This window comes from Spirillospora sp. NBC_01491, from assembly GCF_036227065.1.
GTDB lineage: Bacteria > Actinomycetota > Actinomycetes > Streptosporangiales > Streptosporangiaceae > Spirillospora > Spirillospora xylanilytica.
On sequence record NZ_CP109432.1, the window covers coordinates 377365 to 397289 of the forward strand.

A 19925-nucleotide genomic window follows, 5' to 3' on the forward strand; every position below is an offset into this window, starting at 1 on the left:
ATCATGGTTCGGGTCCCCCATATCGACGGAGAGAAACAGCTATGCCGCACCAGACGCTCAAGGGCGGTCGCGTTCCGATCCGGATGTGGACCGACCCCGCCGAGGTCGAGGACCTCGCGCTCGACCAGCTCAGGAACGTGTCGGCCCTGCCCTGGATCGAGGGCCTGGCCGTGATGCCCGACGTGCACTACGGCAAGGGCGCGACGGTCGGCTCGGTGATCGCGATGCGCGACGCGGTGTCCCCGGCCGCCGTCGGCGTCGACATCGGCTGCGGGATGACCGCGGCGAAGTCGGCGCTCACGGTCGAGGACCTGCCCGACGACCTCGCGCCGCTGCGCTCCCGCCTGGAGAAGGCGATCCCGGTCGGCCGCGGCTCGCACAAGAACGCGGTCGACCCGTCCGGGCTCCCGGGCCTGAAGGAGCGCGGCTGGTACGACTTCTGGAAGGAGTTCGACGACCTCCACCCCGCCGTGCGGGGGCGGCTCGGCCGCGCCCGCGGCCAGATGGGGACGCTCGGCGGCGGCAACCACTTCCTGGAGGTCTGCGCCGACGGCGAGGGCGCGATCTGGCTGGTGCTGCACTCGGGGTCGCGCAACATCGGCAACGAGCTCGCCTCGCACCACATCGAGGCCGCGCAGAAGCTCCCGCACAACCAGGACCTGCCCGACAAGGACCTGGCGGTCTTCCTGGCCGGCACCGCCAAGATGGACGACTACCGCCGCGACCTGTTCTGGGCGCAGGAGTACGCGCGCCGCAACCGCGCCGTCATGATGGCGCTCGCGCAGGGCGTGCTGACCCGGCAGTTCGGCGAGAAGCGCTGCGGCTGGGGCCAGATCATCTCCTGCCACCACAACTACGTGGCCGAGGAGGTCTACGGGGGCGTCGAGCTGCTGGTCACCCGCAAGGGCGCGATCCGCGCGGGCGGCGGCGAGCTGGGCATCATCCCGGGCTCGATGGCGACCGGCACCTACATCGTGCGCGGGCTCGGCAACGAGGAGTCCTACAACTCGGCCTCGCACGGCGCGGGCCGCCGGATGAGCCGCAACAAGGCCCGCAAGTCGTTCACCGTCGACGACCTGATCGCGCAGACCGAGGGCGTGGAGTGCCGCAAGGACGGGGGCGTGCTCGACGAGATCCCCGGCGCCTACAAGGACCTGGAGTCGGTCATGGCGGCGCAGTCCGACCTGGTCGAGGTCGTCGCGCACCTGCGCCAGCTCGTCTGCGTAAAGGGCGGTTGAGGGAGATGGGCTAAGAGCAGCGGCCCGCGACCGCGCGGGCCGCTGCCGACGGCCTGAAGCTGCACCGCCCGGACGGTACGGCTGAACGGCCGCGAGCACACCGTCATCGGGCTGCGGCCCGTCACCGCCCGTCAGGCGAGGGCGCGGTCGATGAACGCGGTGACGTCGGCGAGGACCTCGTCGCGGTTGGTCTCGTTGAAGATCTCGTGCCGTGCACCCGGGTAGACCCGCTCGGTGAGGTCGCCGCCGCGCACCGCCTCGATGCCGGTGCGGCTGCCTTCGATAGGGACCACGCCGTCGTCGGAGCCGTGCGCCCACAGGGTGGGCAGCGCGCCGAGCGAGCCGTGCTCGTTGACCCGGGTGATGCACGCGTCCAGCGCCCGGACGGTGGCGCGTTTGAACGGGCCGTGCCAGATGAGCGGGTCCGCGGCGTAGGCGCGGCCGACCGCGGGGTCGCGGGACAGCGCGGCCGGGTCGATCGGCACGTCGGGCATCTTCTCCAGCGCGAGGAGCGTGGTCAGCACGTCCCACCGGCCGATGACCGGGCCCGACAGCACCAGCGCCGCGAGCCCGGCGCCGTGCAGCTGCGCGTAGCGGGCGGCGACCAGCCCGCCCATCGAGTGGCCGATCAGCACCACCGGCAGCTCGGGGTGGTCGGACCGGGCCGCCCCGGCGACCGCGTGCACGTCGGCGACCAGGTCCTCGACGTCGTCGATCAGGACGCGTTCGCCCGCGGAGCGGCCGTGCCCGGCGTGGTCGGGGCCGCAGACGGCGGCGCCGTGCCGCACCAGCGCGTCGGCCACATGCTGGTAGCGGCCGAGGTGCTCACCGTAGCCGTGCACCAGGAGCGCGGTGTAGCGGGGGCTTCCGCCGGTCCAGGCGCGGGCCGTGACGGCTCCCCGTGCTCCCGCGAACTCCCATTCACGTGGCGTGGTCACCCGTACCTCCCGTGTGGCGGGAGGGCCGCCGTCCGGGAGCCCTCCGTGAATCCGCCGATGATCAGGCCGCTACCGTCCCCCGCGCGGGAGCGGATCGTCAACCGCCGCATAGGCTGGGACCTTCCGCGTCAACCGGGCGGGGTCGCCGCCCACCGGTAGGAAAGGGGCGCCCGTGCTGGTCGACACCTTCGGTCGTACCGCCACCGACCTGCGGGTCTCCCTCACCGACCGGTGCAACCTCCGGTGCGCCTACTGCATGCCGCCAGAGGGGCTCGACTGGCTGCCCAAGCCCGAGCTTCTCACCGATGACGAGCTGGTGCGGCTGGTCGCGATCGGCGTCGAGGAGCTCGGCGTCACCGAGGTCCGCTTCACCGGTGGCGAGCCGCTGCTCCGGCGCGGCGTCACCGGCATCGTGGCGCGCACCGCCGCGCTCCGCCCGCGCCCCCGGATCTCGCTGACCACCAACGGCATCGGGCTCGCGCGCCTGGCCGGGCCGCTCGCGGACGCGGGGCTCGACCGGGTGAACGTCTCGCTCGACACCCTCGACCGCGAGGTCTTCAAGCGGCTCGCGCACCGCGACCGGCTGGACGACGTCCTCGAGGGGCTCGCCGCGGCGCGGGACGCCGGGCTGCGGCCCGTCAAGGTCAACGCGGTGCTGATGCGCGGCGTCAACGACCGCGAGGCGGTCCCGCTGCTGCGCTACTGCCTCGACCACGGCTACCTGCTGCGGTTCATCGAGCAGATGCCGCTGGACGCCCAGCACGGCTGGACCCGCGACGGCATGATCACCGCGGACGAGATCCTGGAGCTGCTCGGCGCGGCCTTCGCGCTGACGCCGGACGAGGCCGGCGCGCGCGGCAGCGCCCCGGCCGAGGACTTCCTGATCGGCGCCGGACCCGGCCGGGTCGGCGTGATCGGATCGGTGACCCGCCCGTTCTGCGGCGCGTGCGACCGGGTCCGGCTCACCGCCGACGGGCAGATCCGCAACTGCCTGTTCGCGACCGAGGAGTCCAACCTGCGCGACGCGCTGCGCGGCGGTGCGTCCGACGCCGACCTCGCCGGGCGGTGGCGCGCCGCGGTGCGCGCCAAGCGCGCCGGGCACGGCATCGACGACCCCGCCTTCCTCCAGCCCGCCCGGCCCATGTCGGCGATCGGGGGCTGACCATCACCGCCGGCCCGTTCGACGCCGTCGTGCTCGCGGGCGGGCGCGCCCGGCGGCTCGGCGGCGCCGACAAGCCCGCTGCCCCGGTCGGCGGCCGGCCGCTGATCGCCTGGGTGGCCGGCGCCGCCGCCGGGGCCGCCCGGCTGGTGGTGGTGGGGCCGCCGCGCCCCGGGCTGCCCGGCGTGGTCGTCGTGCGCGAGGACCCGCCCGGCGCGGGTCCCGTCCCGGCCCTGCGCGCCGGGCTGGCCGAGGTGCGGGCGCCCTGGGCGGCGCTGCTCGCCGCCGACCTCCCGTTCCTGCGCCCCCCGCACCTGGCGGCCCTGCTGGCCGAGGCGCACCGCGCGGACGCCCCCGGCGCCGTGCTCGTCGACGACGGCGGCCGTGAGCAGTGGCTGGCCGGATGCTGGCGCACCGCGCCGCTGCGCGCGGCGCTGGACGTCTACGAGGGCGGCTCGCTGCGCGGGTTGCTCGCGCCGCTGGAACCCGTGCGGGTCGCGCTGGAGTGCCGGGACCGTCCGCCCTGGTACGACTGCGACACGCCCGAGGCGCTCGACCACGCCGAGCGTGTGGCGGGGTCCGGCGGGGAACCGGCCTGATCGTGCGAGAGTGACCCGGCGACCACCGCCGGGACGAAGGGGAGGATGCCGGTGCTGGAGGAATGGATCGAGGCGGCCTGCCTCGAACTCGGGCTCGGCCGCGGCGAGGTCGACCGCGATCTGGTGCTCGACCTGGCCCGTGACGTCGCGCACGGGGTGGCCCGGCCGGGCGCGCCGCTGACCGCGTTCCTGCTGGGGCTCGCGGTCGGGCGCGGCGCCGACGCCCGGGAGGCCGCCGCGCGCCTCACCGCGATGGCGGAGGGCTGGGCCGGCACGGACGGCTGATCGCGCGCCGGGGTCAGGCCGGGTCCGAGGCTCCCTGCGAGGCCGCCGGGAGGTCGCGATCGGCGACGGGCACCACGTCGCGCAGGAAGCCGCGGCGGTCGAGGAAGGCCGACAGGCTCGCCCGGTGCCCGCCGCAGGCGAGCCAGACCTTCCGCCGCTCCGGGGTGTGGATCTTGGGATTGTTCCAGCGCAGGGCCCACACGGCGTCGGCGCGGCAGTCCTTGGCGGAGCACTGGAGCTCGTCGGCGCCGGGCTCCGGCGGGATGGCGGTCACCGGCCCACGATGGCACACCGGCGGCGCACCGGGAAATCCGGCCGCCGCCGGGCCGGGCCCGCGGCCCCGGGTTTCCCGATCAGGGCGTTTGACCAGGAAGATTCCCGGACAAGACCAGCTCGTGCGTACCGAGGCCAGCCGTGCGCCCGGCCCGGCGGACGGGAACGCCCGCCGCTGGCAGGCGCTCTCGGTCTGCTTGGTGGCGGCCTTCATGACGCTGCTGGACGTGAGCATCGTCAACGTCGCGCTGCCCTCGATCCGCGACGGGCTGCACGCCTCCGAGGCCGGCCTCCAGTGGATCCTGTCGGGGTACGCGCTGACGTTCGGGCTGGTGCTGGTGCCGTCCGGGCGGCTCGGCGACGCCCGCAGCCGCCGCGCGGTGTTCATGGGCGGGCTGGCGCTGTTCACGGTCTCCAGCGCGTGCGCGGGGATCGCCCCCTCCATGCCGCTGCTGATCCTCGCGCGGCTGGTCCAGGGGGTGGCGGGCGGCGTGCTCAATCCCCAGGTGGCGGGCTTCATCCAGCAGCTCTTCCAGGGCGCCGACCGGGGGAAGGCGTTCGGGGCGCTCGGCGCGACCATCGGCATCGCCACCGCGGTCGGACCGCTGACCGGCGGCGCGCTGATCGCCGTCGCGGGGGTCGACGAGGGCTGGCGGTGGGTGTTCTACGTCAACGTCCCCGTCGGCGCCGTGGCGCTGGTGCTGGCGTGGCGGCTGCTGCCGTCGCCCGTCTACGGCGAGCGGCGCGGCCTGGACCCGCTCGGGCTGGTGCTGCTCGGCGCCGGGGTGCTCGCGCTGATGCTGCCGCTCGCCCAGGAGCAGGAGTGGCACGGCCCCCGCAAGTGGCTGCTGGTCCCGGTCGGGGGCGTGCTGCTGGCCGCGTTCGTGCTCTGGGAGCGGCGGGCCCGGACGCCGATGGTCGATCTGGGCCTGTTCCGGCTGCGCTCGTACGCGCTCGGTGTGGCGATCGCGCTGCTGTACTTCGCCGGCTTCACCGCGATCTTCTTCATCCTCACCCTCTACCTCCAGAACGGGCTGGGCTACAGCGCGCTCGGCGCGGGCCTGGCGATCACGCCGTTCGCGCTCGGGTCGGGCGCCGCCGCCGCGGTCGGCGGACGGCTGGTGTCCCGCTACGGGCGCCCGCTGGTCGCGCTCGGCCTGGTGCTGGTCACGCTGGGGCTGATCGGGGCGTGGGTCGCGGTGGAGCTCAAGCCGGGGCGGGGGGTGGCGTGGGCGACCGCGCTGCCGCTGCTGGCCGCCGGGATCGGCAGCGGCCTGGTCATCTCGCCCAATCAGACCATCACCCTGTCGGAGGTGCCCTTCACCGAGGGCGGCAGCGCGGCCGGGGTGCTCCAGACCGGGCAGCGGCTGGGGACGGCCACCGGCATCGCGGCGGTCGGGGCGGTGTTCTTCGCCTCCGTCGGGACGCGCGGAGACTGGGCGGCGGCGTTCCGGTACGGCCTCATCGTCATCCTGGGGTTCGTCCTCGCCGCCCTCGCCGCCGCGATCGCCGACCTGGCCGCCACCCGCCGCCTCGCGCGCCGCGCCCGCTGACCGCCGCCACGGCGGCCACCCGTACCGCGCCCGCCGAGGGGCGCCACGGCGGACGGCCGGCGCCGTGCCCGCCGGGTTTGCCCAGAGCAGGACGGCGGGTGGGCGTAGCCGGAGCGGCGCCGGGTTAGGCACCGGCAGAGGAACGGGACCGACGAGGGGGAGCCGATGGCCGCCGACGAGCGGGGATCCGACGACATGCTGAGCCGGGGCGCGCCGGGGACGCCCGCGACCGGCCGCGGGCCGGGCACCGGCGGGCCGCCCTCCCACCGGCCCTACGAGCACCCCTCGGCGGGCTGGGGCGCCGCGCGCAGCGTGGGGAGGGTGCTGGCCCGCACCGGGGAGCCGGTGGACGGCCCGCGCGCGATCTTCAAGATGAACCATGAGGACGGCGGGTTCGACTGCCCCGGCTGCGCCTGGCCCGACGACCGCAAGGGCCTGCACCTGGACATCTGCGAGAACGGCATCAAGCACGTCGCCTGGGAGATGACGCCCAAGCGCGTCGGCGCGGAGTTCTTCGCCGCGCACACCGTCGCCGAGCTGTCGGAGTGGACCGACTTCGCGCTGGAGGACCAGGGGCGGCTCACCGAGCCGATGGTGTACGACGCCGAGTCCGACCGGTACGTCCCGATCACCTGGCACGACGCGTTCGAGCTGGTCGGCGGGGAGTTGCGCGGGCTGGACCACCCCGACCGGGCGGCGTTCTACACCTCCGGCCGGCTGAGCAACGAGGCGTCCTTCCTCTACCAGTTGTGGGTGCGCGAGTTCGGCACCAACAACCTGCCGGACTGCTCGAACATGTGCCACGAGGCCAGCGGCCTGGCACTCGCCGCGTCCCTCGGCACCACCAAGGGCACCGTGGACCTGGCCGACTGGGAGAAGGCCGACGCGATCTTCGTGATGGGCATCAACGCGGCCTCAAACGCGCCCCGGATGCTGACCTCGCTGGCGCACGCCCGCCGGCGCGGCGCGCAGATCGTGCACGTCAACCCGATGGCGGAGGCGGCGTCGGGCCGGACGATCGTCCCGCACGAGCCGCTGAACATGGCCACCTTCCACGCCACCCGCACCGGCACGCTCGGCGTGCAGCCGCGGATCGGCGGGGACATGGCGCTGATCCGCGGCGTCGCCAAGGCGGTGCTGGAGGCCGCGGAGAAGGACCGCACGGCGATCGACCGGGAGTTCATCGACCGCTACACCCACGGCTTCGAGGGCTACCGGCGGGCGTGCGAGGAGACGCCGTGGGAGCGGCTGGTGGAGCAGTCGGGCGTCCCGGAGGCCACGATCCGCAAGGTCGCCGCCGTCTACCGGCGGTCCCGGCGGACGATCATCTCCTGGTGCCTCGGCGTCACCCAGCAGGAGCACGGCGTGGACACCGTCCGCGAGATCATCGGCCTGCTGCTGCTGCGCGGCAACATCGGCCGCGAGGGCGCCGGTCCGTGCCCCATCCGCGGCCACAGCAACGTCCAGGGCAACCGGACCTGCGGCATCACCCACCGGCCGCCCGAACAGCTCCTGGACCGGCTGGCCGAGGTGTGCGGCATCGACCCGCCCTCCGCGCCGGGGCTCGACACCGTCCAGACCGCCGAGGCGATGCACCGCGGCGAGGTGCGGGTGTTCGTCGGGATGGGCGGCAACTTCGCGCTCGCCGCGCCCGACACCGCCCGCACCTTCGAGGCGCTGCGCAACTGCGAGCTGACCGTGCACGTCAGCACCAAGCTGAACCGCAGCCACCTGGTGCACGGCGCGAAGGCGCTGATCCTGCCCTGCCTGGCCCGCAGCGAGAGGGACGAGCGGCGCGGCGGCGCCGCGCAGGGCGTCACGGTCGAGGACTCGATGAGCATGGTGCACCTGTCGTACGGGATGAAGCGCCCGGCCTCGCCGCACCTGCGGTCCGAGCCCGCCATCGTCTGCGGGCTGGCGCGCGCGACGCTGCCGGGCGGTCGGACCCCGTGGGAGGAGTACGCCGGCGACTACGACCGGGTCCGGGACACGATGGCCCAGGTGCTGGACGGTTTCGAGGACTTCAACCGCAAGGTCCGGCTGCCGCTCGGCTTCCGGCTCCCGCAGCCCGCCCGCGAGCTGGTGTTCCTGACCGCGTCGGGACGCGCCGAGTTCTCCGCCGCGCCCCTCCCGCAGGTGCTGCCTGCCAAGGGGCGGCTGATCCTGGCGACCGTCCGGTCGCACGACCAGTGGAACACCACGATCTACTCCGACGACGACCGCTACCGGGGGCTGAAGAACGTGCGGACGGTGGTGTTCATGCACCCCGCCGACATGCTGGAACGCGGCCTCTCCCAGTTCCAGCACGTCGACGTCACCAGCATCGCCAAGGACGGGAGCCGCCGCACCGTGCACGGCTACCGCGCGGTCTCCTACGACGTGGCGCGCGGCTGCGCGGTCGGGTACATGCCCGAGCTGAACGCGCTGTGCCCGATGGGCGACGTCAGCCCGCAGAGCGGCCAGCCGCTGGCCAAGCACCTCACCGTCGAGGTCGTCCCCGTCGTCCGGACCGGGGCCGCCCGGCCGCCCGGCCGAGCATTCGCAGGATCAGCGCCAGCAGCAGCGCCCCGCCGGACGCCGCGCCCGCCAGCACCAGGTTCTGCCTCCTGATCCGGGCGGGGATCCGCGCGTAGGGGACGGTGGAGAACGACACCAGCTCGTACCGGGAGACGTAGCGCCCCGCCAGCCGCCGCTCCAGGGCGTGCTGCACGGCCCGCGTCATCCGGTAGACGGGCGAGGACACCCTGTCGCGCATCTCGACGAAGTTGTCCAGGGCCATCTCGGCGATGGCGTCGGTGTTGGCCTTGCGCCGCTCCTGGTAGAGCGCCAGCGCGGGCCCCCACCGGCCGCCGGTCTCGTCCAGGCACCGGTCGATCTCGAGGCAGTCCTCGAACGCGCAGTTGGCGCCCTGCCCGAAGAACGGCACGATGGCGTGCGCCGCGTCCCCGAGGAGGGCGATCAGCGCGCCCTCGCCGTCCCGCACCCAGGGCCAGCAGCGGACCGTGACCAGCGACCCGACCGGGTTGCGGGCGAAGTCGGCGGCGAGGGCGGGCATCAGGTCCGCGACGTCGGGATAGTGCGCCGCGAAGAACGCGGTGACGCGCTCGGGCGTGTCCAGCGCCGCGAAGTCGCCCTTCGGCCAGAACAGCGTGCAGGTGAACGACCGGTCCAGGTTCGGCAGCGCGATCATCATCGCGGTGCCGCGCGGCCAGATGTGCAGCGCGTCGGGGTCGAGGGCGAACTCCTCGCCGCGCGGCGGGATCGTCAGCTCCTTGTAGCCGTGCTCCAGGAAGTCGGCGTCGCCGTCGAACCGCAGCGACCGCCGGACGGCGCTGAAGGCCCCGTCCCCGGCGAGCACGACGTCGGCGGGCTCGGTGCTCACCCGCCCGTCCGCGTCCTCCAGCAGCAGCCCGCCCGCGGTCGCGTCCACGCCGGTGACGCGCTGCGAGAAGCGGAGCAGCACCCCGGGCGTCGCCTCGGCGGTGTCGAGCAGCGAGCTGTTCAGCTCGGCGCGGCCGATGGAGTTGATGGCGCGCTCGCCGTCCGCGCTGTACCGCTGGAAGTTCTGCGCGCCGCCGAGCGGGTGCACCATCCGCCCGTGCATCGGCAGCGCCCGTTCCAGCGCCTGGTCCTTCAGCCCGACCTGCTCGAGCGCGGCCAGCCCGCGCGCCGAGATCGCCAGGTTGATGGACCGGCCCCGCTCGGCGCCCGCGGCCCGCGGGTCGGGCCGCCGCTCGTACACCGTCACCGGGACGCCGCGGCGGCCGAGCAGCACGGCCAGCAGGCAGCCCGCCAGCCCCGCGCCGACGATCGCGACCCGCTCCCCGCCGTGTTCAGCCGCCATGGGCGCCGGCCTCCTCCCCGGTCCGCGTCGCCTCCGCGGCCTCGTCGCCCGCCGCCGTCTCCTCGGTCTGCGAGCGGACCTCCCACAGGTCGGGGAAGGCCGGGGTGAACAGGGTCGAGCGCAGGTAGTCGGCACCCGCCGAGCCGCCGGTGCCGAGTTTGGCGCCGATGGTGCGCTCGACCATCTTGACGTGCCGGTAGCGCCACTCCTGGATGCCCTCGTCGACGTCGACGAGGGCCTCGCACACCTCGGCGGCGGGCCCGTTCTCGTCGGCGTAGACCTTCAGCAGCACCCGCTGCACGGCCGGGTCGGGCCGGTAGGCGGTGCCGGGGTCCCGCTCGAGCGCGGCGGCGGGCACGGCGAAGCCGCGGTCGGCGAGGTAGCGCAGCAGCGAGTCGTACACCGACCGGCGGTCGACCGCGGCGCGCAGCCGCTCGTCGTCGCGCAGGTCCGAGACCGGGAACGAGCGCCGCCCGAGGACGGCCTCGACCTCCCGGAACTGCTCCGACTGGAAGCCGCTGGAGGTGCCGAGCGCGTCGCGGAACGAGGCGAACTGGCGGGGCGTCATGGTCTCCAGGACGTCGAGCTGGCCCACCACGGTCTTGAGGATCTTGGCGATCCGGCGCGCGGTGTGCAGCGCCCCGGCGCTGTTGCCCCCCTCCAGTCGCTCCTGGAGCAGGGCGGTCTCGTGCAGGATCTGCTTGAACCACAGTTCGTAGACCTGGTGGATGACCACGAACAGCATCTCGTCGTGCGCGCCGGTCTGTGGACGCTGGCAGGACAGCAGGTCGTCCAGCCGCAGGTAGCCGCCGTAGGTCAGGGCCGGCCCGACCGGTGTCTCGGGTGAATCCGCCATGACCGCCTCCTTGCGATACAACGGATGTGACTCGCAGCATATTGGATCGTTCCGCCCCGGGGCGGCCCGCTACCCGGGCGCGGCGGCCTCATCGCGCCAGTAGATCGACTTGACCCAGATCGTGGCCAGGGTGTCGACGGCCCGCTCGTCGTCGAACTCGGCCTCGGTGCGCTCGCCGCCCTGCGCCTGCCAGATGTAGGCGAAGTGCTCCAGCATCGCCGACAGCGCCGACGCGGTCAGCACCGGGTCGATGCCCGGGCAGTAGCCCGCCCGCTGGGCGCGCCGGACCTCGCCGGCGATCCGCTCGATCGCACCTGCGCGGATCGTCAGCCACCGGTCGCGGAACTCCTCCTCGAGCATCGACGCCTGGAAGACCCCGATCAGCTCGCCGCGCCGCCGCGAGTAGGTGGTCCAGAACGCCGCCACCGACTCGCGCAGCGCGGCCTCGGGCGACAGGCCGCGCCGGAACGGCAGCACCGCCAGCGCGGTCGCCTCCTCGTCGAACTCCTCGGCCAGGGCGATCAGCAGATCGGCCTTGGTCTCGTAGTAGTTGTAGAAGGAGGCGACCGACTTGCCCGCCTCGGCCGCGATGTCGCTGATCTTGGCGTTGAAGTAGCCCTCGCGGGCGAACACCGCGCGGGCCGCGTCGCGGAAGGCCCGGTCGGTCTCCCGGCCCTTGCGGGTCGCCTTGGCCGGGCGGTCGGCGGCGGCCGGGCTCGGGCCGGACTTGACGATCGTGTGCTTCTTCATGGCGGGGCACAAGGCTACGACACCCGGCGCTCCCGTCCGGCCCAGTGCCGCTCCCGGAGCACCGATTTCACGACCTTGCCGGTGGCGTTGCGCGGCAGCTCCGGCGCGAAGGTCAGCGCGGTCGGGCACTTGAACCCGGCCAGCCGCTCGCGCGCCCACGCGGTCAGCTCGGCCGCGTCCAGCCCGTCCTCGCCCGCAACGACGGCGTGCACGGTCTCGCCCCACCGCTCGTGCGGGACGCCGAACACCGCCGCCTCCCGCACCCCGGGGTGCGCGGCCAGCACCGCCTCCACCTCCGCCGGGTACACGTTCTCCCCACCGGTCACGATCATGTCCTTGAGCCGGTCCACGATGGTCAGGTAGCCGTCGGCGTCGATCGCGCCGATGTCGCCGGTGCGGTGGAAGCCGTCGCCGGTCGTCACCGCGGCGGTGGCGTCCGGGTCGTTCCAGTAGCCGGGGAACGGCGCCGCGCCCCGCACCTGGACCTCGCCGTGCTCGCCGAGCCGCACCTCCCAGCCGAGCGACGGCCGGCCGGCGGACGCGAGCCGGCCGGCCGCCGGGTCGTGGTCGGCGGGCGGGAGCGTGGTGATCGGAAGCGGCCCGGTCTCGGTCGCCGCGTAGTTCTGCCGGAACCGGCAGCCGAGCGTCCGCACCGCGCGCCCGAGCAGTCCGGGGTCGATCGGCGAGGCCCCGTACACGACCTCCACCAGGTCGGACAGGTCGGGCGGCGCGGCGCGGCGCCCGACCTCCTCGGTCACCGCCCGGATCAGCGTCGGCACGAGCTGGGTGAGCTGGATCCGGCGCGCGGCCAGGTCGTCGACGAACGCGGCCGGGTCGAACCCGTCCAGGACGTGCAGGTGCCCGCCGGTGAACAGGGTGTACACCAGGTTGGCCAGCCCGGCGGTGTGGAACAGCGGCAGCGCGCTGAGATGCCGCGCGCCGGGCACCGCCTCGGGCACCTCCAGCTTCATGAACGTGACCGCGCCGATGAGCTGCTGGTGCGTGACCGGAACCAGCTTGGGCAGCCCGGTGGTTCCGCTGGTGTGCAGCAGGACGCAGGGTTCGGGGCCGCGCAGCCGCTCGGCCGGGCGTTCGGGCACCGGCCCCTCGGGGAGGGGGTCCTCCAGCCGCAGGACGGGCACGCGGGCGCCCGCCCCGCCGGTGGGCGCCGTGCCCGCAGGCCTCGTGCCCGCCGACTCCGTGCCCGCCGACTCCGTGCCCGCCGGCTCCGTGCCCGCCAGTGCCTCGCCGACCAGCGCCGCGCACGCCTCGTCGGTGACGATCGCGGTGGGCCCGATCAGCTCCAGCAGCCCGCGCAGCTCGGGCGCCGCGAGCCGCCAGTTGACGGCGGCCGGCAGCGCGCCCGCCCGGACCAGCCCGAGGAACGCCACCGCCCACCCGGCCCGGTTGCGTGCGATCACCGGGACGACGTCGCCGGGGCGCACCCCGGCCGCCGCGTACCCGGCGGCGGCGCGGTCCGCCGCACCGGCCAGAGCGCCGAAGGTCAGCCCGGCGCCGCCGCGCCCGTCGGTGAGCGCCGTCCGGTCGCGGGAGACGGCGGCCCGCCACTCCAGGACGTGGATGAGGGAGAGCACCGGCTCACGCCTTCGCCACGCGGTCGGCGGCGGTCTTGGGCTCGCGCCCGAGGTCGCCCGGCCGGGCCAGCTCGCGCCGCCAGCACGCGAACTCCAGCAGGATGCCGTCGGGGTCCTGGAAGTAGAAGGACCGGATGTAGACCTCGTCGTGGAACTCGGGCGTGAACCCCTGCGGGCTGTCGTCGTGGTCGATGACCGGGGCGACCTTGACCCCCTTGGCCTTGAGCTTGGCCCGGTACTCCAGGAACCGCTCCTCCGGGACGCTGATCGCCACGTGGTTCATCGTCCCGACCGCGGTGGCGAAGTCGCCGATGCCGGGGGAGGTCTCGGCGGTGGTGACGCCGGGGATCGGGTCGGGGGCGCCGGGGAACCAGAAGAACGCCAGCAGGTTGCCGCCGCCCATGTCGAGGAAGAAGTGCTGGCCCCCGTCCGGCAGGTCGATGGTCTTGACCAGGCGCATACCGAGGACGCCGGTGTAGAACTCCACGGTGCGCTTCATGTCCGAGCAGACCAGGGCCAGGTGGTTGACCCCGCCGAGGGCGAACTCGGGATTGCTCCATGCCGCCATGCCGGTTCCTCCGATCCGAGAGTGCTGGAAGTGAATCTAAACTCAGATTCTGATCTGCGCTAGCCTTCGGGGCGAATCGGGTCCAGCGCACAGGAGGTCGCGATGACCGAGATCGTCAGGGAGTTCGTGGGGCTGCCGTCGCCCCTGGTCGGCCGTGCCGGCGCCGGCGGGCACCCCTGCCAGGGCGTCTACCACCGCCCGGCCGGGACGCCGCCGAAGACGGCGTTCATCGCCACCCATTACAACATCGACTTCGCCGAGCACTACCTGGCCGAGCACCTGGCCGAGCGCGGCTTCGGCTTCCTCGGCTGGAACACCCGCTTCCGCGGCGGCGAGGCGTACTTCCTGCTCGACCACGCCCTCGCCGAGATCGGCGTCGGCGTCCGCTGGCTGAAGGAGCGGGCGGGTGTCGAGCGCGTCGTCCTGCTCGGCAACTCCGGCGGCGGCTCGCTCATGGCCGCCTACCAGTCGCAGGCCGTCGAGCCCAACGTCACACCGGTCGCCGGGATGCGCCCCGTGGACGCCATCGCCGACCTGCCCGCCGCCGACCTGTTCGTCGCGCTCGCCGCGCACTCGGGCCGTCCCGAGGTGCTCACCGCGTGGATGGACGCCTCGGTGACCGACGAGGCCGACGCGCTCTCGGTGGACACCGCGCTCGACCCGTTCAACCCTGAGAACGGCCCGCCTTACAGCGCCGAGTTCCAGGCCCGCTACCGCGCCGCGCAGCGGGCCCGCAACGAGCGCATCACCGACTGGGCGCTCGCCAAGCTGGACGACCTCAAGGGCACCCGCGCCCGCGACGCGCTGTTCAACCTGCACCGCACCTGGGCCGACCTGCGGATGGTCGATCCGTCGATCGAGCCGTCCGACCGGCGGCCCAACTGGTGCTACCAGGGCGACCCGGCCAGGGCCAACTACGGCGTGTTCGGCCTCGGCTCGCTGTGCACGCTGCGCACCTGGCTGTCGATGTGGAGCCTGCGCACCTCGCAGTGCGTGGCGGCGCCGCACCTGGCCCGGATCACCGTCCCGTCCCTGGTCGTGCACGCCACCGCCGACGAGTGCGTGTACGACAGCGACGCCCAGGCCGTCTTCGGCGCCCTGGCCGCCGAGGACAAGCGGCTGGAGTTCATCAAGGACGGGCACTACATCCCCGAGTCCCGTCCCCAGGCCGCCGACCTCATCGCCGCCTGGGTCCGCGACCGCTGACGGCCGCGCCGGTCCGCCGCCCTTCCGGACCGGAAGGGCGGCCCGCCGGGTGGAGCCCGGAGATCGTGCTCAGCGGTCGGACGCGCGGGGCGCGCCCGTCTTCTTGGTGAAGGCGACCAGGTCCTTCCAGGTGCCCCGGAAGCCGTTCTGGTCGCCGGGGAAGCGGCCGGCGTCGTCGTACTGCCAGACGGCGGCCTTCTTCCAGCCGCCGGGCAGAGGAGCGGGGCTCTTGGACCGCCAGCGGGCCATCCAGAGCGGGTTCGCGGCGAGGGACCGGTCGTTCCCGGTGCAGTCCCGCCACCAGTAGGCGTTGGTGTAGATCAGCGGACGCCGGCCGGTGCGGTCGCGGTAGCGGGCGGTGAAGGCGCCGATCCACGCGACCATGGCCTTTTTGGAGAGCCCGTAACAGGCGTCGCGGCCGTACGGGTTGTTCTCGATGTCGAGGGCTCCGGGCAGGGTGCGGCCGTTGGTCGACCATCTGCCGCCGTGGGCGAGGAAGTAGTCGGCCTGCGCCCTTCCACCGGACGCCGCTGGAAGGGCGAAATGGTAGGCGCCATGAACCATTCCGGCCTTATATGAGCCGTCGTACTGTTGCTGGAAATATGGGTTTTTGTACCCTTTTCCCTCGGTCGCCTTGGCGATGGCGAACCGGGCGCCGAGTGCGCGGGCGGCCTTCCAGCCGACCTTGCCCTGCCAGCTACTGATGTCCATCCCGCCCAGATGGCCTGCGGGGACCTTGGCGGTCCCGGCGAGCCGGGACCGCTGGGAGCGGGGGGAGCGGGACTGCCCGACCCCGGCGTAGGCCTGGCCGGGACGCAGGTCCCCGCGCGGGCTCGTGCCGGACCCGGGGGCGGCCTCGGCGCCGGGGACGAGGGCCGTCGCGGCGGTCATCACCGTGACGCCGGACAGAGTGAGCGCGACATTTCTCGATCGGATCAACATACCTCCCTGGGTGGCGGAATAGGGATGATCCTTTATCTCTGTATTGTCGTTTTGCGTCCGGCCACACGGTATTTCGCGGAAAAAATATGGTAAAGAAATCCTGAATCGCCTGCGAGTCGTCGGGGTCTGTGAATGGCGGAACGCCCGTGCCGCGTGCAGGCGGACGGGCGCTCAGCCGGGCAGGGGGTCAGGCGGACGGAAGTGCGTGTGGGGCGCCGGGTGCGCCGCCGGTGACCGGCCGGCTCAGGGGGCGACCTCGCCGACCGAGACGCGGACCGCGTGCAGCGCGGCGGTGATCTCGGCCGCCTGTGCGGCGGTGAGGTCGGGCAGGCCGAACTCGGTTCCGTGCAGCGCCGCGGTCGCCTGCTCGGCCAGCTCGCGTCCCGCCGGGGTGAGGGTGGCGAGGACGACGCGGCGGTCGTCCGGCGAGGGGCGGCGGCCGACCAGCCCGCGCCGCTCCAGCCGGCCGATCACATTGGTCACCGACGCCGGATGGACCATCAGGCGGACGCCCATCTTGCCCATCGGCAGCGTGCCGGTGCGGGCGAAGGCGAGCAGCCGGAGCGCCTCGTAGGCGGCGAAGGTCAGCCCGTACGGCTTGAGCACGGCCTCGATCCGGCTCAGCAGGAGCTGCTGCGCGCGCATCACCGAGGTGACGGCCGCCATGTGGTCGGCGTGCTCGGGCCACCGGGCGCTCCACTGCCGCCGCGCTTCGGCGATCGGGTCGAGGGCGTCGGGGGGCTCGGGGGGCTCGGAGGGGGCGGGGGAGGAGGGGCCGGGCACCGCCCCACCGTACTGGTGGCCCTTGACCGGGTCGCGCATGGGAAAGTATTTTAGCTTCCAAATATTGGAAGCCCAAGAATCTGGAGGTGGCCAGTGACGCGCCAGGACGAGGGGACGCTGCACGCGCCGGTGCACCCGGTCCGGTTCGTGACGGCGGCGGCCCTGTTCGACGGGCATGACGCGGCCATCAACATCATGCGGCGGATCCTCCAGTCGCAGGGCGCCGAGGTGGTCCACCTCGGGCACGACCGCTCCGTCCGCCAGGTCGTCGACGCGGTGCTGGAGGAGGACGCCCAGGGCGTGGCGGTCAGCTCCTACCAGGGCGGGCACGTGGAGTACTTCGAGTACCTCGCGCGCGCCCTCGAGGAGGCCGGGGCCGGGCACGTGCGGGTCTTCGGCGGCGGCGGCGGCGTGATCGTCGACGCGGAGATCGAGCGGCTCGCGGCGGCCGGCGTGCGGATCTTCTCGCCCGAGGACGGCCAGCGGCTCGGCCTGCCCGGCATGATCAACGAGCTGGTCCGCGACTGCGACGTGGACCTGGCCGCCGAGCCCGCCCCGGCCGACGCGGTCGTGGCGGGGGAGCGGCCCGCGCTGGCCCGCGCGATCACCGCGCTCCAGGCCGGCCGGCTGCCGGCCGCCGACCGCCGGGTGCTGGCGCGGGCCGCCGCCGGACGCCGCGTCCCGGTGCTCGGCATCACCGGCACCGGCGGGTCGGGCAAGTCCTCGCTCACCGACGAGCTGGTCCGGCGGCTGCGGGCCGACCAGCAGGACAAGCTGCGCGTCGCGATCCTGGCGGTCGACCCGACCCGGCGGCGCGGCGGCGGCGCCCTGCTCGGCGACCGGATCCGGATGAACGCGCTGGACGGCGACCACGGATTCTTCCGGTCGCTGGCCACCCGGGGCGCCCGCGAGCTGCCCGAGGGCATCGAGGACATCGTGACGGCCTGCAAGGCCGCCGGCTACGACCTGGTGATCCTGGAGACGCCCGGCATCGGGCAGGGCGACGCGGCGATCGTGCCCCTGGTCGACGTCTCGCTGTACGTGATGACGCCCGAGTTCGGCGCCGCGTCGCAGCTGGAGAAGATCGACATGCTGGACTTCGCCGACGTGGTCGCGATCAACAAGTTCGAGCGGCGCGGCGCCGCCGACGCGCTGCGCGACGTGTCCCGGCAGCTCGTCCGCAACCGGGAGGCGTTCGGCTCGGGGCCCGGCGACATGCCCGTCTTCGGCACCAGCGCCGCCACGTTCAACGACGACGGCGTCACCGCGCTCTACCAGCACCTCACCGGCCTGCTCGCCGGGCACGGCCTGCCGCTGGAGCCGGGGACGCTGCCCGAGGCCGGCACCAAGACCTCCACGAGCGTGGCGCAGATCGTCCCGCTCGCCCGGGCCCGGTACCTGTCCGACATCGCCGAGACGGTGCGCGGCTACCACGCCGAGACCGCCGCGCAGGCCGAGGCCGTACGGCGCGTGCAGCGCCTGGACGCGGTGCGCGCCGAGCTGTCGGAGGCGGGCGCCGAGGAGGTCGCGGGACTCCTGGAGAAGGCCCGCCGCGACGTCGGGCGGGAGAACGCGGCCCTGATCGAGGGCTGGCCCGCCGTCGCCGAGTCGTACTCCGGCGACGAGCAGGTGGTGCGCGTCCGCGACAAGGAGCTGCACACCACGCTCGCGCGCGAGTCGCTGTCGGGGAGCCGCATCCCGCGCGTCGCCCTGCCCCGCTACACCGACCACGGCGAGCTCCTGCGGTTCCTGCGCGCGGAGAACCTGCCCGGACGCTTCCCGTTCACCGGCGGGGTGTTCGCGTTCAAGCGCGACAACGAGGACCCCGCGCGGATGTTCGCCGGGGAGGGCGACCCGTTCCGCACCAACCGGCGCTTCAAGCTCCTGGCGGAGGGCCAGCCCGCGACCCGGCTGTCCACCGCGTTCGACTCGGTCACCCTGTACGGCCGCGACCCGGACGAGCGTCCCGACGTGTACGGCAAGGTCGGCACGTCCGGCGTCTCGATCGCGACGCTCGGCGACATGAAGGCGCTGTACGACGGGTTCGACCTCGCCTCGCCCACCACCTCGGTGTCGATGACGATCAACGGGCCGGCCCCGACGATCCTGGCGTTCTACCTGAACACCGCGATCGACCAGGGCCTGGACGCCTTCCGGGCCGAGCACGGCCGCGAGCCGGACGGCGCGGAGGCCGCCGCCGTCCGGGAACGGGCGCTCACCACGGTGCGCGGCACCGTGCAGGCCGACATCCTCAAGGAGGACCAGGGCCAGAACACCTGCATCTTCTCGACCGAGTTCTCGCTGCGGATGATGGGCGACATCCAGGAGTGGTTCATCGCCGAGGGCGTCCGCAACTTCTACTCGGTGTCGATCTCCGGCTACCACATCGCCGAGGCCGGGGCCAACCCGATCAGCCAGCTCGCCTTCACGCTGGCCAACGGGTTCACCTACGTCGAGTCGTACCTGGCGCGCGGCATGGACGTCGACGACTTCGCGCCCAACCTGTCGTTCTTCTTCTCCAACGGGATGGACCCCGAGTACAACGTGCTCGGCCGCGTCGCCCGCCGCGTCTGGGCGGTGGCGATGCGCGACCGGTACGGCGCCAACGAGCGCAGCCAGAAGCTGAAGTACCACGTGCAGACCTCGGGCCGCTCGCTGCACGCCCAGGAGATGCACTTCAACGACATCCGCACCACGCTCCAGGCGCTCACCGCGATCTACGACAACTGCAACAGCCTGCACACCAACGCCTACGACGAGGCCGTCACCACCCCCTCGGCCGAGTCGGTCCGGCGTGCGCTGGCGATCCAGATGATCATCAACCGGGAGTGGGGCCTGGCGATGAACGAGAACCCGCTCCAGGGCTCGTTCGTCATCGACGAGCTCACCGATCTGGTCGAGGAGGCCGTGCTCGCCGAGTTCGACCGGATCAGCGAGCGCGGCGGGGTGCTCGGCGCGATGGAGACCGGCTACCAGCGCGGCCGGATCCAGGACGAGTCGATGCTGTACGAGCGGCGCAAGCACGACGGGTCGCTGCCGCTCATCGGGGTCAACACCTTCCGCGACCCGGCCGCCGGCCACGGCGAGGCCAAGACCGTCGAGCTCGCCCGCGCCACCGAGGTCGAGAAGCGCTCCCAGCTCGACCGGGTCCGCGCCTTCCAGCAGGAGCACCGCGAGGAGGCCGAGGCCGCGCTCGGGGCGCTCAAGGAGGCGGCCAGGTCCGGCGGGAACGTGTTCGCCGTGCTGATGGACGCCGCGCGGGTGTGCAGCCTCCAGCAGGTCACCGAGGCGTTCTTCGAGGTCGGCGGCCAGTACCGGCGCAACGTGTGAGGGAGC

Annotated in this window: 16 protein-coding genes and 1 pseudogene; 8 read left to right on the forward strand and 9 right to left on the reverse strand. The window is 73.6% G+C overall.

Annotated features, from left to right (window positions below):
• The first annotated feature begins 41 nt into the window (after positions 1 to 41).
• Positions 42 to 1238, forward strand: coding sequence for an RtcB family protein (locus OHA34_RS01775; protein WP_285943660.1), 1197 nt, complete (start codon positions 42 to 44; stop codon positions 1236 to 1238).
• Between the two features lie 131 nt (positions 1239 to 1369).
• Here OHA34_RS01775 and OHA34_RS01780 read toward each other — a convergent pair whose 3' ends face one another.
• Positions 1370 to 2176 (reverse strand): alpha/beta hydrolase, encoded by an 807-nt coding sequence (locus tag OHA34_RS01780; protein ID WP_329520469.1) that lies wholly within the window; start codon positions 2174 to 2176, stop codon positions 1370 to 1372.
• 172 nt (positions 2177 to 2348) lie between these two features.
• Here OHA34_RS01780 and moaA point away from each other — a divergent pair, with 172 nt between their 5' ends.
• Genes moaA through OHA34_RS01795 form a run of 3 tightly spaced genes read left to right on the forward strand, consistent with a single transcriptional unit; the run spans position 2349 to position 4219 of the window.
• Complete coding sequence (moaA, locus tag OHA34_RS01785; RefSeq protein ID WP_285943658.1) at positions 2349 to 3338, forward strand: GTP 3',8-cyclase MoaA; 990 nt, start codon at positions 2349 to 2351, stop codon at positions 3336 to 3338.
• A 29-nt stretch (positions 3339 to 3367) separates the two neighbouring features.
• Positions 3368 to 3934 carry a molybdenum cofactor guanylyltransferase gene (gene mobA, locus OHA34_RS01790; RefSeq protein WP_285943657.1) on the forward strand — a complete coding sequence of 189 codons (567 nt, stop codon included), beginning with the start codon at positions 3368 to 3370 and terminating at the stop codon, positions 3932 to 3934.
• A gap of 45 nt (positions 3935 to 3979) precedes the next feature.
• Positions 3980 to 4219 (forward strand): DUF6457 domain-containing protein, encoded by a 240-nt coding sequence (locus tag OHA34_RS01795; protein ID WP_285943656.1) that lies wholly within the window; start codon positions 3980 to 3982, stop codon positions 4217 to 4219.
• A 13-nt stretch (positions 4220 to 4232) separates the two neighbouring features.
• On the opposite strand, the gene OHA34_RS01800 is transcribed toward OHA34_RS01795, so the two are convergent.
• A complete protein-coding gene (locus OHA34_RS01800; RefSeq protein WP_329520470.1) occupies positions 4233 to 4493 on the reverse strand; it encodes a hypothetical protein in 261 nt (86 codons plus the stop codon).
• 121 nt (positions 4494 to 4614) lie between these two features.
• On the opposite strand from OHA34_RS01800, the gene OHA34_RS01805 reads away from it, so the two are divergent.
• Positions 4615 to 6045, forward strand: coding sequence for a DHA2 family efflux MFS transporter permease subunit (locus OHA34_RS01805; protein ID WP_285943655.1), 1431 nt, complete (start codon positions 4615 to 4617; stop codon positions 6043 to 6045).
• 165 nt (positions 6046 to 6210) lie between these two features.
• Positions 6211 to 8655, forward strand: coding sequence for an FdhF/YdeP family oxidoreductase (locus OHA34_RS01810; protein ID WP_329520471.1), 2445 nt, complete (start codon positions 6211 to 6213; stop codon positions 8653 to 8655).
• A gap of 199 nt (positions 8656 to 8854) precedes the next feature.
• On the opposite strand, the pseudogene OHA34_RS01815 reads toward OHA34_RS01810, so the two are convergent.
• The 5 genes and pseudogenes from OHA34_RS01815 to OHA34_RS01835 all read right to left on the reverse strand — a co-directional run.
• Positions 8855 to 9889, reverse strand: a pseudogene (locus tag OHA34_RS01815) (FAD-dependent oxidoreductase); the annotation flags it as partial.
• The gene (locus tag OHA34_RS01820; RefSeq protein WP_329520472.1) at positions 9879 to 10745 is read right to left on the reverse strand and encodes a tryptophan 2,3-dioxygenase; all 867 of its coding nucleotides are present in this window, start codon (positions 10743 to 10745) and stop codon (positions 9879 to 9881) included. The gene OHA34_RS01820 and the pseudogene OHA34_RS01815, both read right to left, overlap by 11 nt.
• Positions 10746 to 10814: 69 nt before the next feature.
• The gene (locus tag OHA34_RS01825; RefSeq protein ID WP_285943652.1) at positions 10815 to 11495 is read right to left on the reverse strand and encodes a TetR/AcrR family transcriptional regulator; all 681 of its coding nucleotides are present in this window, start codon (positions 11493 to 11495) and stop codon (positions 10815 to 10817) included.
• 14 nt (positions 11496 to 11509) lie between these two features.
• Positions 11510 to 13090, reverse strand: a complete 1581-nt coding sequence (locus OHA34_RS01830; protein WP_329520473.1) for a class I adenylate-forming enzyme family protein — start codon at positions 13088 to 13090, stop codon at positions 11510 to 11512.
• A 4-nt stretch (positions 13091 to 13094) separates the two neighbouring features.
• Positions 13095 to 13658 carry a VOC family protein gene (locus OHA34_RS01835; protein ID WP_285943649.1) on the reverse strand — a complete coding sequence of 188 codons (564 nt, stop codon included), beginning with the start codon at positions 13656 to 13658 and terminating at the stop codon, positions 13095 to 13097.
• 102 nt (positions 13659 to 13760) lie between these two features.
• On the opposite strand from OHA34_RS01835, the gene OHA34_RS01840 reads away from it, so the two are divergent.
• Positions 13761 to 14864 (forward strand): alpha/beta hydrolase, encoded by a 1104-nt coding sequence (locus OHA34_RS01840; protein WP_329520474.1) that lies wholly within the window; start codon positions 13761 to 13763, stop codon positions 14862 to 14864.
• A 69-nt stretch (positions 14865 to 14933) separates the two neighbouring features.
• On the opposite strand, the gene OHA34_RS01845 is transcribed toward OHA34_RS01840, so the two are convergent.
• Positions 14934 to 15803 carry a GH25 family lysozyme gene (locus OHA34_RS01845; protein WP_329520475.1) on the reverse strand — a complete coding sequence of 290 codons (870 nt, stop codon included), beginning with the start codon at positions 15801 to 15803 and terminating at the stop codon, positions 14934 to 14936.
• 246 nt (positions 15804 to 16049) lie between these two features.
• A complete protein-coding gene (locus tag OHA34_RS01850; protein ID WP_285943645.1) occupies positions 16050 to 16628 on the reverse strand; it encodes a MarR family transcriptional regulator in 579 nt (192 codons plus the stop codon).
• 54 nt (positions 16629 to 16682) lie between these two features.
• Here OHA34_RS01850 and icmF point away from each other — a divergent pair, with 54 nt between their 5' ends.
• Positions 16683 to 19919: a fused isobutyryl-CoA mutase/GTPase IcmF gene (icmF, locus tag OHA34_RS01855; protein WP_329520476.1), complete on the forward strand. Its 3237-nt coding sequence runs from the start codon at positions 16683 to 16685 to the stop codon at positions 19917 to 19919.
• The last annotated feature ends 6 nt before the right edge of the window (positions 19920 to 19925 follow it).

What these genes read in the sequence shown, in the direction of transcription:
- OHA34_RS01775 (WP_285943660.1), top strand. Translation starts at nt 42, where the DNA reads ATGCCGCACCAGACGCTCAAGGGCGGTCGCGTTCCGATCCGGATGTGG.
- OHA34_RS01795 (WP_285943656.1), top strand. Translation starts at nt 3,980, where the DNA reads ATGCCGGTGCTGGAGGAATGGATCGAGGCGGCCTGCCTCGAACTCGGG.
- OHA34_RS01810 (WP_329520471.1), top strand. Translation starts at nt 6,211, where the DNA reads ATGGCCGCCGACGAGCGGGGATCCGACGACATGCTGAGCCGGGGCGCG.
- OHA34_RS01820 (WP_329520472.1), bottom strand. Translation starts at nt 10,745, where the DNA reads ATGGCGGATTCACCCGAGACACCGGTCGGGCCGGCCCTGACCTACGGC.
- OHA34_RS01825 (WP_285943652.1), bottom strand. Translation starts at nt 11,495, where the DNA reads ATGAAGAAGCACACGATCGTCAAGTCCGGCCCGAGCCCGGCCGCCGCC.
- OHA34_RS01835 (WP_285943649.1), bottom strand. Translation starts at nt 13,658, where the DNA reads ATGGCGGCATGGAGCAATCCCGAGTTCGCCCTCGGCGGGGTCAACCAC.
- OHA34_RS01840 (WP_329520474.1), top strand. Translation starts at nt 13,761, where the DNA reads ATGACCGAGATCGTCAGGGAGTTCGTGGGGCTGCCGTCGCCCCTGGTC.
- OHA34_RS01850 (WP_285943645.1), bottom strand. Translation starts at nt 16,628, where the DNA reads ATGCGCGACCCGGTCAAGGGCCACCAGTACGGTGGGGCGGTGCCCGGC.